Genomic DNA, 14,838 nt, shown 5'->3' with positions numbered 1-14,838 from the left:
CGCGCGCATTCATACCGCTGCGCGACGGTGACTCACCATGGGTGAACGAGTCGTCACTGAATGATCGCATGACTCTGCCCAGTGGCCAGTCGAGGGGGACAGCTGGTCAACCGACTCCGAGTAGCCGGTCGATCAGCGGGCCGACATCCTCGGCCAGTTCGTCGACGGTCGCGTCGGCGATCTCCGGACGACGGAACACGTACCTCATGGTGACGAGGCTGAGCATCTGACCGGCGACGAGAACGAGCCGACGATCTCGATCGTCGGCCTCGACGATGTCGCCGAGCGCGACATGCGCCACGCCGACATAGAAGCTCACCATGCGCTCCGACACTTGTTCGTCGGTCAGCGCAATCCTCAGTAGTGCGATGGCCCGTTGTCGTTGCGCGGCGTCGTCGTCCCAGAGATGCAGCGCGCGTCGAACGAAATCTCGCCCCGGATGCGCCGCGTCCAGCGGTGTATCGCGGAACACTGCCGTGGGGTCGACGTCCGGCCGCAATGCCTCGACCGTCAGCGCGCGCTTGTTGCCGAAGTAGTGGTGGATCAGGGCGGCGTCGACCCCCGCACGGCCTGCAATCGCGCGCATGGTGGTCCGCTCGAACCCTTTCTCCGACAGCAGCTCTCGGCTTGCGGAGAGGATCGCGTTCCGCGTGGCAGTGGAATCGGATGACGGGGGTCTTCCGGTTCTTCGGCCGCTCATGCTGGTGCGCTGTCCCTCGCAAGCGAAAGCATCTTCTCCTCGATGGTCGCGGGAACTGTTGTCACGCTTGCATGTATGCCTGCTTCGTCGAGGACCTGCTGGAGTCGTGCGGGGTCGGTGTCGACAACACGGATCGATGTTCCGGACAGAATCACGGGCACGTTGGCGTCGTTGAGCACGGAAAAGGTGTTCGCCCAGTCGTCTGTGACGACCTGCACGGCTGTGGTGTCACCGACGATATCCGCCTCACTGCCCTGGGCCACGAGTTCTCCCGCCGACATCAGCAGCAGGCGGTCGCACTCCTGCGCTTCTTCCATGTAGTGCGTGGTCACCAGGACGGCTGTGCCCCGATCTGATTCGCCCCGGATCGTATCCCACAGTCGCGCGCGTGAGAGCGCGTCGACGCCCGATGTCGGCTCGTCGAGGATCAACGCGTCAGGAGTGTGTGCCAGTGCCACCAGAAATGCGATCCGACGCTGCGCTCCGAGGGGTAATGAACCGACGAGCGTGTCCTGGTGTGCTGCGAGGTCCTCGGGGAGTTCCGGCACCGCGACGCCATACGCCCCGGTCGAGAATTCGAGATTCTCGCGCACAGTGAGATCGCGGTAGAGTCCGAGATTCTGTGGTACATAGCCCAATCGGGCTCGTCGGCGCTGATCAGGCGGACCGTCGAACAGGGTTACCGAGCCGCGGGTGGGTCGCAGCAACCCGAGCAGCATACGGATGAGTGTTGTCTTACCTGCACCGTTGGCGCCGAGAAGTCCGACGACCTCTCCGCCGCCGACACTCATCGAGACGTCGTCGACGGCGGTGAAGTCGCCGAAGCGCTTCGTCACCTCATCGGCAGCGAGCAGGGGCCGGTCGGCGGTCATCGTGCACCTGCTGAAACGAGTTGGCGCCGTAGTGACAGCGAGATCACGATGTCCTCCAGGTCGGGATCTACGGTGGTGGCTCCCGAAGAGGGCCGCTCGGTTGAGTCCTCGGGCCAGTACTCGTGACGCTCATGTCCTCGACGCCATGACCACTCCCGTCGGACCGGGTGAGGTGACGAGGTGATGATTCCGGTGAATTCGGCGCGCACGGCGGCGTACGAACCCTGCGCCAGCGTGCGGCCTTCGTCGAGGACGAGTAGTTCTGCTGCGCGTTCTGCCTCGTCGAGATAGGTCGTCGACATGATCACCGCCGATCCTGCTGCAGCCGACTCGGAGATCATGCGCCACAGATCGATTCGACTCACCGGGTCAACCCCGGTGCTCGGTTCGTCGAGGATGACAAGGCGCGGTCGGTGAATGAGCGCCATCGACGTGGCGAGCTTGCGCCGCATGCCGCCCGAGAGTGCACCGGCCGGTCGATCAGTGGCTACGGTCAGTCCTGCGCGCTCGATCATCTCGTCACGACGTGCGACGAGTTCGTCGCCCCGTAGTCCGTACATCTCGCCGACGAAATCGAGGTTCTCCCGCACGGTGAGTGCGGCCCAGCACCCGGGACCGGCGGGAAGATACCCGAGGTGCTGCTTGTCCGGTGACGTGATCGTCCCGGAGTCGCAGACCACCTCGCGCGCAAGAACTCGCAGGAGCGTCGTCTTGCCTGCGCCATCACCGCCCACCGCAGCCAGAATTGTTCCATCGGTGAGTTCGACCGATACGTTCTCGAGAGCGACGGTGTCGCCGAACCGAACGGTCACCGACGACGCTGCGGCGATCACGACGCCGCACCGCTGGTCGTATCCGCCTGCTCTCGTGCCGACGCGGACGGACGTGCGTTGGGAGCGAGGTCGCGACGGAACCGCAGTGTGGCGGCGGTGAATACGACGACGGCCATCGCCGCCAGAACCAGCAGCGGGACCCAGAGCGAGCCGATCGATGCGCCTCGGATCATGACACCCTGCGAGATCATCGTGAAGTAGGTGAGCGGGAGTAGGTAGCCGATCCAGCGGACCCCAGCTGCCATGGCATCGAGCGGAAAGATCATGCCCGACAACAGGATTTGTGGCATGAGAAAGAGAAAGGCGGTCTGGATGGCCTGCCCGGTGGTCTGCGAGATGGTGGAGATCAGCACGCCGAGTCCGAGGACGACGAACAGGAACAGGGCGGCGCCGAGTGCGAAGACCCCGACATTGCCGTTGAACGGCACACCGAAAAGCCACATGCCGAGCACGGTCACGATGATCATGTCGATGGCCGCGAGAAGGAAGTAGGGCGCTATCTTGCCGAGAATGACCTGGCTGGGCTTGATCGGCATGACGGCCAACTGTTCGAGCGTTCCTGCCTCACGTTCGCGTACCAGCCCGATGCTGGTGACGATCGTGCCGATGAAGGTGAGGATGAGGCCGATGATCGCGGGGACCATGACCCACGATGTCTTGAGTTCCGGGTTGAACAGCACGCGGACCTTGACGCTGTTGCCCATCTTGTTGAGCAGACCCGATGTTGCCTGTGCGCCAAACAGATTCGATCCGTCGAGCAGTGCTTCGACGGTCGGTTGACCTGGTGTGCTGTGCCCGGTGACGAAGGCGGTGTCGACCTTGTTGTCGCGCAGCAGCTCGGAGGCGTCGGCCTCGGTGCCGTTCGTGTCGACGGTCGTGACGTCGAAATACTCCGGCAACGACTTCGCGAACTGCGTCGCCTGGGGGCCGACGACGGCAGTCGTCGACGACGACACGTAGAAGTTGGCCGCGTACCCGAAGATCACGAGCAGCAGCAGCGGTAGTACGACCAACATCGCCAGGGTGCGCGGATCGCGCCGTAACTCGCGGAATTCCTTCAGGATCATCGCTCGCATGTGGCGAGTGTAGGCACGATGCCCGCCAAAAGTCATCAGATGATGAATTATCGTTACGGAGTGAACACACATACAGGGGCGACGGCTGTGCGCCGTCGCCCCTGTAGGTCAGAACGTCAGGACATCAGTCCTCGATCGTCTCCAGCTGTCCGAAGATCTCCTCGCGACGATCCTCGAACTGCGACGGGAGTTGGAAGCGCATGCCCAGTTCCTGCGGCGACTCGTCGCAGTCCCAGCCGCCGTCGGCGTGGGTGACAGCGATCTCGAACAGCGCCCCACCCGGTGAGCGCACGTAGACCGACTTGAAGTACTTGCGGTCCTTGAGCTCGGAGATGTCGGTGTAGCCGGCCCCCTCGATCTCGAACTTCAGCTCGTCCTGGTTCTCCAGGCTCGACGCATTCCATGCGAAGTGGTGGTAGGTGCCCGCGCCGTAGCTCCAGGTGCCCTGGTCGTCGGTGCGGTTGCCCACCAGCTCGACCCAGTTGCCGACCTTCTCGTTGCCGACGCGGAATGCAGCACGGTCGCCGTCCTCGATGATGTCGCCCTGCGAGTAGAAGACATCCTCGGCGAAGTCGACCATCCGGTCCGGAGTGTGGGCGTGGATGCCGACACCGTGGATTCCGTGAATGGCGTGCTCCTGCGGTACGCCGTTGCCCGAGTAGCCCTCACGAGCGTCGTTGTCATTGGCGACGAAGACGTACTCCAGGCCCGAGGGATGACGGAATGCCAAGCGGCGCTGACCGAACACCTCGATGTCCTGCACGTCCTTGACGTCGTGCTCGGTCAGGCGGGAGTGCCAGTAGTCGAGCGAGTTGGTGGGCACCGACAGCAGCACCTCGCGCGCCTGGTTGGTGCCGGGCTTGCCGAAGCGACCCTGCTGCGCCCACGGGAAGGTGGTGATCACGCTCGACGGATCGCCGTTGGCGTTCGAGTAGTAGACGTGGTAGATCGGCAGCGAGCCGTCGAACAGCACGGTGCGCTTGATGAAGCGCATACCGAGTGTCTTGACGTGGAAGTCGACATCCTCCTGTGCGCCTGCGACGGAGAGGGTGACGTGGTGTGAACCTTCGACAAAGGCCATGATTTCTTTCCTTTCGGTGATGAAGCGAACTTCGTTGTTATCCAGAGGTTTTCAGTGGGTGATGAGTGATCAGGATGCGGTGGTGAGCAATGCGGACCCGTAGATCGGAGCCGTGATGTCCTGGACGATCGTGTTCTGGTGACTGTGCAGCATGCTGAAGTCGCGCCAGATCCGTTCCATGCGGGAACCGTTCACGAGGTGGCTGGAACCCGAGGTCTTCATGAGCGTGCCCTCGAGCACCTGCCACGCCGTCGCCTGCGCTGTGTAGGCGCACCGCCCGATTCCAGCGTCGTCGGTCATCGAGAACGTGCCCTCGCCCTTCGCGGCACGCGTCGCGCACTCCGTGAACTGTTCGGCGGCGGCGTCGAGCGTCGCTTCGGCCACCTGGAGTCGCGTTGCCGCGTCCGCGTACCAGAGCTGGTATGTCGGATTCTCCGACCGAAGTGTGATGGGCGGCAACGCAGTCCGCTTGGTCGTGATGACCTCCCGGTACTGATCGAGGGCGCCCAACGCACCACCGACGCCGAGGCTCGCGAGTTCGAGCGTGAAGGTCGACAGTCCCCTTCCGTTGTAGATCGGGTTCTTGTGCAGTGCGTAACCCGGCGTGCCTTCGTCGACGGCGATGTCGGTGATCGCCTGACCCAGGAGAACGTGTGAATCGGGAATGAATCCGTCGGTGATCTCCACGGTGTGCGAGCTGGAGCCCTTGAGTCCCAGCGTCTTACCCCAGTCGTCGCGCACGGTCCAGATGTCTCGCGGAGCCATGAACACGCTCAGCGGATCCTGGCTACCGTCCTCGTTGACCGGGAACACGTGGCCGAGGAAGTGGGTGGAGTACGCTCCGCCGGAGGCGTAGGGGAAGACACCGTTGACGATCCAGCCGCCGTCGACCTTTGTCATCCTCCCGCCGGGAGCCGACGTACCGCACGCTGCCGTGTGCGCGCTGGCGAAGAACTCGCGTTGCGCCTCCTCGGGCCACCACGATGCCATCCACAGCACGTGTGCCGAGGCGAGGCAGAAGCCCCATGCGGTGCTCATGTCTGCGCGTGCGATCTCGCGAACCACCTTGAGGTAGGCGGCGATCGGGAACTCGTAGCCGCCGAATGTCCTCGGTCGAAGCATGTTGTAGAGGCCTGCGCGCATGAAGGCCAGGTGGAGGTCCTCGGAATAGAAGGTGCGCGCCTCCGTCTCGGGTGCTTCCGCGCGGATCTGCGGGGCGAGTTCGGCGACGACGGCGAGTGCTTCGGCGACCGTGAGGTCTTTCGGCGGGTCGACGACTGCGACTTCTCTTGGTGGGATGGGCATCTGGGCTCCTCTGCTGATGAGTTCGGTTGGTGAATGTGGGTGCTGGTGGGCGACTGGTTATCGGGTGACTGGGGACTACTGGGCGACGTAACCGCCGTCGCAGGCGAGTTCGGCGCCCGTCACGTATGCGGCGTCGTCGCTGGCCAGGAATGCGATGGCCGCGGCCACCTCGGCTGGTCGACCGACACGCGCCATGGGGATCACCGGTGCGAAGACGGAGTCGTCGGCCCCGCCGAGCATCGCGGTGTCGATGAATCCGGGATGGACGGAGTTGACGCGGACACCGTCGGGCGCCCAGGCGACCGCAGTGCCCTTGCTCATGCTGCGGAGAGCGCCCTTGGCCGCGTGATAGGCGGGTGACACCGTTGCGGTTCCGACGAATCCGAACATGGAGCTGACGTTGACGACGGAGCCGCCGGTCTCCTTGAGTGCGGGGCCGACCGCCTTCATCCCGAGAAAGGCGCCGGTCTGCAGAATGCCGATCACGTGCTCGTAGCTGGCCCGCGTGCTCTCCTCGATCGTGCGGAGGTCGCCGATACCCGCGTTGTTGATGAGTGCGTCGATGCGGCCGTGGTCGGCGAGTGTCTGCTCGACCACTGCGTCCCAGCCGTCCTCGTCGGTGACGTCGAGCGTGGTGAACGACCCGCGTGAGAACGGGACGCGCAGTTCCTTGGTGATCTGTTGTGCGTCGGCGTCATTGACGTCGGTGGCGATCACGACGGCGCCCTCCTCGGCGAGGCGTTGCGCTGTCGCGCGGCCGATCCCGCCGGCCGCCCCGGTCACAATTACGACCTTCCCGTCGAATCGATTCACTGTGCTTCCTCACTGTGCGCTTGCGTATTGAGCCGGACGATTCCGGTGATTCCCTTGCGATTTCGCATGTCGTCGAATGCGGTCTCGATGTCGGCCATCTCGTAGACGTCCGTGACGATCGCCGTCGGATTCAGCGCACCTGTGTCGAGTAACTCCGAGAATCTGGGGATCATCGAGATGATGTCGCCCCCGCCGGTCTGGGAACTCAGGATTCGCTTCGACCCGATCGCGAACTCGTATCCGTGCAGGGTGACCGTGGCGCTTGGGCTTTCCATTCCGGTCGGCACGACCGTGCCGCCGCCCCGCGTCATCGCGAATGCCTGCTCCATGGCGGCGGTGCGACCGGCGGCTTCGAGTGCGACGTCGACGCCGCGCCCGCTGGTGAGGGCCTTCACCTGCGCGACGGGATCTGACTCCTCCGGGTCGACGAGGTCGGTCGCGCCGAGTTCGCCTGCGAGAAGCCGCCGGGATTCGATGGGTTCGACGGCGATGATCTGAGCGGCTCCGGCAAGAACCGCAGCCTGAATCATCCAGAGTCCGAGATGGCCGCACCCGAGAACCGCTACCGAATCGCCCGCTTTGACCTGAGCAACATCGAGGACCGCTCCGAGACCTGAGACGATCCCGCAGCCGAGCATCGCCAGATGCTTCGGATCGGTGGCGCTGGAGACGACGACCACGTTGGATTCGCGGTAGATCATCTCCTCCGCCATGGTCGCGACGCCGCCGTCGGCATGGACCGCCCGGCCGTCGGAGTCGGTGCCGATGACGCGGGACATGCCGTCGAAAATCTGCTCGCAGGCGCCGGGGGCGTCGTGCTCGCAGTAGTAGCAGTGGGTGCACTGGGCCGAGCCGACGACGATCACCCGGTCACCGGTCGCGACTCGGGTGGTGTCCGGTCCGACCGCCACGACCGTGCCAGTGGCACTGTGTCCGGGAATGAGCGGAAACGGCGTGAGCCCGTCGCCGGCGAGGCTGAGGGTATCGGTGATGCACATCGCTGCCGCGTCGAGACGGACATGTACCTCGCCTGCCTCCGGGGCCCGGAGGGTCACGTCGATCACCTCGAGCCTGCCTGCCTCGGGAACGACGACTGCCTTCATCGGAATCCTCCAGAACGGGTGGTAGGCGACTGATCGCCGTGCTGATCGGTGGGGTGACATCGCCCTGATTGCGTGTCACACTCGAAGCTATTCGTGACCGGCATCACTGCCATCACGGATGTGTGCACACCGATGTTGTGGATGCGAACACCCTCACAGTGAGGACGTCAGCGTCCGTGGCGAGAAAGAACTACTGCAGTGACAAAGATTTGCGACGACGCAAGTCGAGAGCGAGAAGCCCACTCGGCCGTCTGGTCGGGCGATCACGATCTCAGCGTCGAGGAGTGGGGGCCGGCGATTGCCGCGCTCACCACCCGATTCGACGTGCGGCCTGATTCGGCCAATGACTTCCACGGCAGACTCCGAGCGCATGTCGCCGACGGAATCGGGTTGTGCGACTTGGTGACCGGCAAGCACGAGGCCTACCACGACCCGGCAGGACGCGACGGTGCAGCTCCCGTCCACATGCTCTCCTTGCAATTGAACGGCCACGCCACGATGGAGGTCGACGGCCAACAGTGCGTGTTCCGCCCAGGCGACATCGGCTTCTACAGCGCCGATCGAGTGGGGCTCGTGGCGAGCAGCGACGACTACCGCAGTCTGTGCCTGACGCTTCCGTCGAACGCCATCAGCATTCCGATCGACTACATCCGGAATGTGCAGGCGCGCACGCTCGGACCCGACCGCGGATTGACCCCTGCGGTGGCGGGACTGCTGATTTCTCTCAACGAGACCCTCCCGAAAGTCGGTCCGGCGCAACGGGCCAGAGCTCTACGCAGCGCGGTCGACCTCGCCGTGACGCTGGTCCTGCAGGAGGTCGGCGAGTCGGTGGTTCCGAAGGATCCGACGCAACGGCTGCGCGAGCAGCTGTTCGCCTACATCGAAGATCACCTCGACGATCCCGAGTTGGACGTGAAGCAACTCGCAGACGCCCACTATGTCTCGGTTCGGCAGGTGCACAACGTGTTTCGGGGGGCGGGTCAGACTGCCGCCGAACGAATCCGGACACGGCGGATCGAGCTGGCGCAGCGCGAACTCGCCGATCCGGCGCAGTTGACGGTGCCCGTCGGGCAGATCGCGATGCGCTGTGGATTCGCGAATCCCTCGCATTTCGGCAACCTGTTCAAGGAGCGGATCGGCGTCACCCCGGCCGCCTACCGCGCCTCTGTTCATCCGGGCCTCGGCTGACCTCTCGCGAACCGTGCGCATCCACGACAGATCGGTGCGCAAACGCAACAGGGCGCGGTGATCGACGCCGGATACGCTCACGAATCACCGACTAGTGGACGGAGCGCAGCGTGGCGTCGAACCCTCATCTTTCTTCTCCGTTGATCGAGTGGGGCGCCGAGCCCGCCGATATGACGACCGCAGTGTTGGCTGTGCACGGGCGCGGGCAGAGTCCGGACTTCATGAGGGAGCAATCGCGCCGACTCGATATCGACAACGTCCGCTACTTCGCACCAGCGGCCGACGGGAACTCGTGGTATCCGCGACCGTTCCTCGAACCCCTCGATGCCAATCAGCCGAGTCTCGATCACGCCCTCGACACCATCGATGCACGCGTCGACGCGCTTGTCGATTCTGGGGTCGATACCGCGCGGCTCGTCGTCTGGGGCTTCTCACAGGGCGCGTGTCTGCTTGCACACTGGGCGCTGACCCGGCCACGGCCTGTCGGCGGGATCATCCTGTTCACCGGCGGCTACATCGGACCTGAAGATGTTGTGGCGCAGCCTGAGTCGCTCAACGGTGTTCCCGTGGTGGTGCGCAGTATCGAGCACGACCCCTTTGTGCCGCCCGAGCGGGTCACGCAGACTGTCGCCGTGCTCCGCGCGGCTGGAGCTGATGTCGACGCACTGATCGTTCCGGGCGACGAGCACATCATCACCGATGAGGCGATCGACGCTGCACGGAAGCTCTTGCGTCGCGAGGAGACGATGTCGCTCACGTAGTGGCCACAACACAAGGTGCGCCGCGGCCCATGATCTGTTGCCGCGGAGCACCTTTCGTCTCGCTGCTATCGGTTGGTCGTCGCTGCTCCGTGCCGGTGCAACAGGTCGAGATCGGTGACCGAGACATCCCACAGTCCCGCACCACCCGCGTTGCGGTTGGTGTTCTGGATGTTGGCGCCTCCGTCGACCGAGAGGATCTCGCCGGTGACGTACGTGGCATCGTCGCTGAACAGATACGCCACCGAACCGGCGATCTCCTCCGGGCGTCCCGGCCGTCGCAGCGGTGAGGTACCGGCACGGCGGATCATGTCGTCGCGGCCCGCGGGGCCGAAGATCTGCGTCGGGACGATACCGGGTGCGATGCCGTTGACCCGCACTCCGATGGGGCCGCCATAGACGGCCGCGCCGTGCACGAGTCCTATGACGCCGTGCTTGGACGTCGTGTATGCCAGCAGATCGTTGCTGCCGCGCAATCCGGCGATCGACGAGGTGACGATGATCGCGCCGTGCCCACCCGTTTTGTGGAACTCGCGGAACGCGCCACGAACCCCGAGAAACGGGCCGCGGAGGTTCACAGCCATCACCGCATCCCACTCGTCGACGGAGACGTCGACCAGTGGGGCCGTCGATCCCGCGATGCCTGCATTGAGGAAGTGGAAGTCAACAGTTTCGAATCGCTCGAGCGCGGCGGCGAGGTAGCTGTCGACGCCACTCTCGGTGGTCACGTCTGCGCCCACCCCGATCGACTCGGTCGACAGCGCGGATGCGACCTCACGTGCTGCTGATTCGTCGAGGTCGACGGCGACGATGTGCACACCCTCGTCGGCGAGGCGAATCGCGGCAGCGCGCCCGAGACCACCTGCGGCTCCGGTGACGACTGCCACCCGCCCGTTCAGTCCGGTCATGGTCATGAGTGGGAACCTCCGATGGCATCGGTTGACGAGGCCGACCGACGTGACCGGCGGTCGAGTTCGTCTGCGAGAATGGGAAAGGCGGTCGTCGCGGACTGGAAGCCCAGCGCGCTGGAGATCTCCATCACTTCAAGGATCTCCTCCTTGGTTGCCCCATGGTGAATTGCGTTGCGGATGTGTAGCTTCCAGCCTTTGACGTAGAGATGTGTTGCGGCAGAGTCGAATGCGATGTAGATGAGTTCTTTGACCTTTGGCGAGAGGGATCCCGTGCGCCACGGCAACGCCGAGAACTCGGTGTACGCCTCGAACATCTCGGGATCGAGTTCGAGGATTTCGTCCCAGAACTCATGCCAGTAGCCGCGCTCGGTGGTGAACTGCTCCTGCAGGGACCGCTGGTATGAGGTCAGTTCGGCCGGCGTGTCGCGCAGACCCTCCTCCTCGAGCACCTCGGTGAGCAGGGGCACACCGATATTCATCGCATGGATCCCGAGCGTTGCCGTCAGCTCGATGGTCTCCATGATCTCGTCGGGAGTAGCACCGTGGTCGAGTGCGGCTCTGATGTGTTGACGAACGCCGGGACTGTGCAGATGGGTCGCTGCGGCGTCGACCGCGAGGTAGATCAGTTCCTTGGTCTTGTCGTCGAGGTGGTTCTTCTTCCACGGAACCTCGGCGAGGTCGGCGTAGGCGGCGAGGAAGGTCGGCCGCAGGTCGAGAATCGACTGCCAACCGTCGTCCCATGTCCCATGAATATCCCGAATGCGTTGAGCCAGAGCATTCTTCGATGCTTCTGAGTCCACTGTGGAATCATCGGCCACGGGATCGTCGACGTTGTTGTCGATCCAACGTGCGATCTCCGTGTGGTCAGCGCCCGGTTCCAGTTCGGTCTGGGCACGCTCCCACATCGCGACCGCCTGCTCGCCGAGCAGTGCGGGCGCACCCACTTTCGCGGCCAGATCGGTGGCGATCTTCATGTCCTTGAGCATCAGCGCGAGCGCAAAGCCGGAGTCGAAGGTGCCGGGGAGAATGAAGTTCGGGTACTTGTTGTCGGTCGAGCCGCTCCGGCCGCTGGACGTGTTCACCATGTCGATCAGCACCGCTGGGTCGAGCCCGAAGCGCTGTGCAGCAGCGGCTGCCTCCGCAGTGGCCAACAGGTGTGTGGCCGATAGCAGGTTGTTGATCGCCTTGATGGCGTGCCCGGCTCCGACGTCGCCCCCGAGTCGCGGGGTGCCCAACGATTCCAACACGGGGCGAACCGTCTCGAATGCCTCGGGGGAGCCGCCGACCATGATCGTGAGCTTGCCGTTCTCTGCACCCTTGACCCCACCGGAGACCGGTGCATCGACCAGGGTCACGTCGGCGGCCGACAACGTCTGTGCGAGTTCGCGAGTCGACGCTGGATCGGACGAACTCATGTCGACGACGACACTTCTGGGCGCGAGTGCAGCAGCGTCGAGCAAGTCCCGGACGACGGCTTCGACGACCGTGGAGTTGGGCAGCATGAGGATGACCACCGATGCCGCCCGTGCCGCCTCGACGGCAGTGGCCACGCCGGTACCGCCGTTCGCGGCCAACCGATCCCGAGCCGCGGGATCGAGGTCGAAGCCGGTGACCCGATACCCGGCGCCGATCAGACGCGCAGCCATCGGGGAGCCCATGTTGCCCAGTCCGATGAGCGCGATGTCGGGAAGGGCCGCTGTGCTCATCGGAGTGCTCCCACGCTGGCCTGGTCGGATGAGTTCGTGTCGGCCCCAACCACCTCGGCCGCCGCCGCGAAGTCTGCATCGTCGAGCGGGTCGGCCCAGGTGGTGACTCCCAGGGAGATGGCGGTGTGTGTCATGAACGATTCGGCTCCCGCACCATGCCAGTGCTTCTCGCCTGGCGGGCACCAGACCGTGTCGCCGGCCTTGAGCCTGCGGACCTCTGTCTCGGTCCCGATCAGACCCTCGCCTGCCAAGACCTGCAGGATCTGACCGTGCTCGTGGTGATGCCAGAAGGTGCGCGCGCCGGGAGTGAAGTTGACCGAGTTGATGGTGATCCCGTCGGTGGCGGGCATGGTCAGGTAGTTGTACACGTTGCCGGTGAACTTCGAACCGGTCTTGCCTGCCGTGCCCGAGTGGTCGACGGAGTGAATGAGTTTCATGCGTTGTCCTCGATCGTGGTGGGTTGTAGGCGAACGTTCCCGGAGAGATCGCCGATCGCGTCGACGACCGTGTTGCTGATGCGATCGGCGTAGCCGAGTTGGATCGCGAGGCCGAAGGCGGCGACGGGTGCGGACGAGTTGGGACTCGTGACGCCGAGACCTGCGGCCAGATCGCAATATGCGAGAACGTCTTTCATCATCAACGAGTTGGTGAGACCGCCTTCGAGGTAGTCGCCGTGGATGATCTTCGGGAAGCGATTCTGGGTCGCGAAGTTGACACCGGAACTGCTGTTCAAGACGTCGAGCAGTACGTCGAGGTCGAGCCCGGCCTTGCGTCCGGCGACCATCACCTCGGCTGTCGCCGACAGCGAGATCGCGTTGAGGAAGTTGTTCAGCAACTTCACCGTGTGCCCCGCGCCGACGTCGCCGCAGTGGAAGACCTTGGCGGAAAAGAGATCGAGGATCGGGCGTGCGGATTCGAGAACGTCCGACTGACCGCCGACCATGAGGGTCAGCGCGCCCTTCTCCGCCGCAGCGGCACCGCCGGAGATCCCGGCATCGAGTAGGGCGACGTCGCGCGCGGCGAGTTCGTCTGCGAGCACCTTGGTGGACGCGGGCTCGGAGGTGCTGAGGTCGACGATGATCTGTCCCGGCGAGCAGTGCTCGAGGATTCCGTCGGCGCCCCTGACGACGCTCTCGACGATGCGGCTGTGCGGCAGCGACAGCAACACGACGTCCGCGCTGCTGATGACATCCTTGACCGAGGTGGCCCTGGTGGCGCCGCAGTCGGCCACGTTGGCTGCCACGGTGTCGAAGCCGATCACCTCGACTCCGGCGTCGACGAGGCAGCGTGCCATGCGGCCGCCCATGTTGCCCAGGCCGATGAATCCGACAGGACCGCCACGACTCGACTTCTCTGATGTGACGTCAGACAACGTCTGCTCCTCTCTGTGTGGCTGCGACGCAGCGCGATGGTGTTGGCGTAGGGGCGATGACGACCGCGAAGTCTGCGGTGTCGTGCGCGGGAAAGCGCGTCATGACCTCCGGATCGTGGCCGGGCACCAGGATGGCGTTTCGCTCGTCGACGATGCGCTTCATCGTGTCGAAGCCGGCGTACATCGCCTCGAGGTCGGCGACGACGAGGAACGGCATGTCCCGCTCGATCTCCTCGTAGTAGTGCGTCGCGTCCGAACTGAGCAGGACGGTGCCCGCTTCGGTGTTGACCAGGACGATCGCCTGCCCCGGGGAGTGACCGCCGAGTTCGATCAACTCGATTCCCGGCGCGATGTGGCGACGCCCCTCGAAGAAGGTCATCCGTCCTTGGCGTGCGATCTCGCCGAGCAATTGAAGTTCGCGGGTCTCGGCCGAGTGTCGAAACTGCAAGCGATGCGCCATCTTTCCGGTCCAGAAGTCGAATTCGGTTCTGGGGGTGATGATCGGCGACCGCGGGAACAGGTCCAGGTTGCCGGCGTGATCGTAGTGAGCGTGGGTGAGTATCACGGTGGCGTCATCGGGGTCGACGTCGAGGGCCGTGAGTGCCTCAGCGGGGTGGATGAGATGACCGCGGTTACGTGCCAGGCCACCCTCGACGCTGTATCCGGTGTCGACGACGAACGTGCGTTGGGCGTTTCGCACGATCCAGATGAAATAGTCCATACCGATCGGGCCATCGGGCTCGTCGTAGAGATGATGATTGAGATACACGAGGCTGCGCAGCGTCTGCCTCGACGCGTAGCGAACTGCGAGCACCTCGTAGACGTCGTCGTCCATCAGGTTCACCGGATTTCCGTTTGCACGTGTCCTCGGGACCGAGGACTGAGATGTCATACGGTAAGGCAATCTGAGCGCGGTGCCTATGGCGTTGATCGACGACGGATGATCTGTGCGCAAATCTTAAGCCGGACAGCGCGATTTCTAGATCTTCTGACCCGAAGACGTCAATAGGCTGAGCGTTGGATCAGACCGTCCCCGGTTGAATGTATGACAACAATCTCAGGAGGAACCATGAAGTTCGACGACACGCACGACGAGACATATCGCGAGGGCATCGAGATG

15 protein-coding genes are annotated in these 14,838 nt (G+C 64.2%); 2 read left to right on the top strand and 13 right to left on the bottom strand.

Going from position 1 to position 14,838, the window contains the following annotated elements:
* Positions 1-106: 106 nt before the first annotated feature.
* The 8 genes from A5777_RS20390 to A5777_RS20355 form a co-directional block, all read right to left on the bottom strand.
* Positions 107-700, bottom strand: a complete 594-nt coding sequence (locus A5777_RS20390) for a TetR/AcrR family transcriptional regulator (RefSeq protein ID WP_269447016.1) — start codon at positions 698-700, stop codon at positions 107-109.
* Positions 697-1,572, bottom strand: coding sequence for an ABC transporter ATP-binding protein (locus tag A5777_RS20385; protein ID WP_064864130.1), 876 nt, complete (start codon positions 1,570-1,572; stop codon positions 697-699). The genes A5777_RS20390 and A5777_RS20385 overlap by 4 nt, the downstream gene beginning before the upstream one ends.
* The gene (locus A5777_RS20380; protein WP_064864128.1) at positions 1,569-2,405 is read right to left on the bottom strand and encodes an ABC transporter ATP-binding protein; all 837 of its coding nucleotides are present in this window, start codon (positions 2,403-2,405) and stop codon (positions 1,569-1,571) included. Before A5777_RS20380 ends, A5777_RS20385 begins: the two co-directional genes overlap by 4 nt.
* Positions 2,402-3,481, bottom strand: a complete 1,080-nt coding sequence (locus A5777_RS20375) for an ABC transporter permease (RefSeq protein WP_064864126.1) — start codon at positions 3,479-3,481, stop codon at positions 2,402-2,404. Before A5777_RS20375 ends, A5777_RS20380 begins: the two co-directional genes overlap by 4 nt.
* Positions 3,482-3,605: 124 nt before the next feature.
* Entirely contained in the window at positions 3,606-4,562 is a 957-nt protein-coding gene (locus A5777_RS20370) for a VOC family protein (protein WP_064864124.1), read from the bottom strand.
* Between the two features lie 69 nt (positions 4,563-4,631).
* Entirely contained in the window at positions 4,632-5,867 is a 1,236-nt protein-coding gene (locus A5777_RS20365; RefSeq protein WP_064864122.1) for an acyl-CoA dehydrogenase family protein, read from the bottom strand.
* A 75-nt stretch (positions 5,868-5,942) separates the two neighbouring features.
* Positions 5,943-6,650, bottom strand: a complete 708-nt coding sequence (locus tag A5777_RS20360) for an SDR family NAD(P)-dependent oxidoreductase (RefSeq protein WP_231895136.1) — start codon at positions 6,648-6,650, stop codon at positions 5,943-5,945.
* Between the two features lie 26 nt (positions 6,651-6,676).
* Positions 6,677-7,783 carry a zinc-binding dehydrogenase gene (locus A5777_RS20355; RefSeq protein WP_064864118.1) on the bottom strand — a complete coding sequence of 369 codons (1,107 nt, stop codon included), beginning with the start codon at positions 7,781-7,783 and terminating at the stop codon, positions 6,677-6,679.
* Between the two features lie 198 nt (positions 7,784-7,981).
* Between A5777_RS20355 and A5777_RS20350 the strand changes: the two genes are divergently transcribed.
* Positions 7,982-8,971, top strand: coding sequence for a helix-turn-helix transcriptional regulator (locus A5777_RS20350; protein WP_064864116.1), 990 nt, complete (start codon positions 7,982-7,984; stop codon positions 8,969-8,971).
* Between the two features lie 110 nt (positions 8,972-9,081).
* Positions 9,082-9,732, top strand: a complete 651-nt coding sequence (locus A5777_RS20345; RefSeq protein WP_064864114.1) for an alpha/beta hydrolase — start codon at positions 9,082-9,084, stop codon at positions 9,730-9,732.
* A 65-nt stretch (positions 9,733-9,797) separates the two neighbouring features.
* Here A5777_RS20345 and A5777_RS20340 read toward each other — a convergent pair whose 3' ends face one another.
* Genes A5777_RS20340 through A5777_RS20320 form a run of 5 tightly spaced genes read right to left on the bottom strand, consistent with a single transcriptional unit; the run spans position 9,798 to position 14,610 of the window.
* The gene (locus tag A5777_RS20340; RefSeq protein ID WP_064864112.1) at positions 9,798-10,643 is read right to left on the bottom strand and encodes an SDR family NAD(P)-dependent oxidoreductase; all 846 of its coding nucleotides are present in this window, start codon (positions 10,641-10,643) and stop codon (positions 9,798-9,800) included.
* Complete coding sequence (locus A5777_RS20335) at positions 10,640-12,346, bottom strand: NAD(P)-binding domain-containing protein (RefSeq protein ID WP_064864110.1); 1,707 nt, start codon at positions 12,344-12,346, stop codon at positions 10,640-10,642. The genes A5777_RS20340 and A5777_RS20335 overlap by 4 nt, the downstream gene beginning before the upstream one ends.
* Positions 12,343-12,783, bottom strand: a complete 441-nt coding sequence (locus A5777_RS20330; protein WP_064864108.1) for a cupin domain-containing protein — start codon at positions 12,781-12,783, stop codon at positions 12,343-12,345. The genes A5777_RS20335 and A5777_RS20330 overlap by 4 nt, the downstream gene beginning before the upstream one ends.
* Positions 12,780-13,718 (bottom strand): NAD(P)-dependent oxidoreductase, encoded by a 939-nt coding sequence (locus tag A5777_RS20325; protein WP_197502432.1) that lies wholly within the window; start codon positions 13,716-13,718, stop codon positions 12,780-12,782. The genes A5777_RS20330 and A5777_RS20325 overlap by 4 nt, the downstream gene beginning before the upstream one ends.
* Positions 13,711-14,610 (bottom strand): N-acyl homoserine lactonase family protein, encoded by a 900-nt coding sequence (locus tag A5777_RS20320; protein ID WP_064864106.1) that lies wholly within the window; start codon positions 14,608-14,610, stop codon positions 13,711-13,713. Before A5777_RS20320 ends, A5777_RS20325 begins: the two co-directional genes overlap by 8 nt.
* Between the last annotated feature and the right edge of the window lie 228 nt (positions 14,611-14,838).

This window comes from Gordonia sp. 852002-10350_SCH5691597, from assembly GCF_001665715.1.
Lineage (GTDB): Bacteria > Actinomycetota > Actinomycetes > Mycobacteriales > Mycobacteriaceae > Gordonia > Gordonia sputi.
This window is presented reverse-complemented; position numbering and strand designations above follow the sequence as displayed.

Bases quoted from the DNA above. Each gene is read 5' to 3' on its own strand.
- A5777_RS20390 (WP_269447016.1), bottom strand. From the start codon at position 700: ATGAGCGGCCGAAGAACCGGAAGACCCCCGTCATCCGATTCCACTGCC.
- A5777_RS20385 (WP_064864130.1), bottom strand. From the start codon at position 1,572: ATGACCGCCGACCGGCCCCTGCTCGCTGCCGATGAGGTGACGAAGCGC.
- A5777_RS20375 (WP_064864126.1), bottom strand. From the start codon at position 3,481: ATGCGAGCGATGATCCTGAAGGAATTCCGCGAGTTACGGCGCGATCCG.
- A5777_RS20370 (WP_064864124.1), bottom strand. From the start codon at position 4,562: ATGGCCTTTGTCGAAGGTTCACACCACGTCACCCTCTCCGTCGCAGGC.
- A5777_RS20365 (WP_064864122.1), bottom strand. From the start codon at position 5,867: ATGCCCATCCCACCAAGAGAAGTCGCAGTCGTCGACCCGCCGAAAGAC.
- A5777_RS20355 (WP_064864118.1), bottom strand. From the start codon at position 7,783: ATGAAGGCAGTCGTCGTTCCCGAGGCAGGCAGGCTCGAGGTGATCGAC.
- A5777_RS20340 (WP_064864112.1), bottom strand. From the start codon at position 10,643: ATGACCATGACCGGACTGAACGGGCGGGTGGCAGTCGTCACCGGAGCC.
- A5777_RS20335 (WP_064864110.1), bottom strand. From the start codon at position 12,346: ATGAGCACAGCGGCCCTTCCCGACATCGCGCTCATCGGACTGGGCAAC.
- A5777_RS20330 (WP_064864108.1), bottom strand. From the start codon at position 12,783: ATGAAACTCATTCACTCCGTCGACCACTCGGGCACGGCAGGCAAGACC.
- A5777_RS20320 (WP_064864106.1), bottom strand. From the start codon at position 14,610: ATGACATCTCAGTCCTCGGTCCCGAGGACACGTGCAAACGGAAATCCG.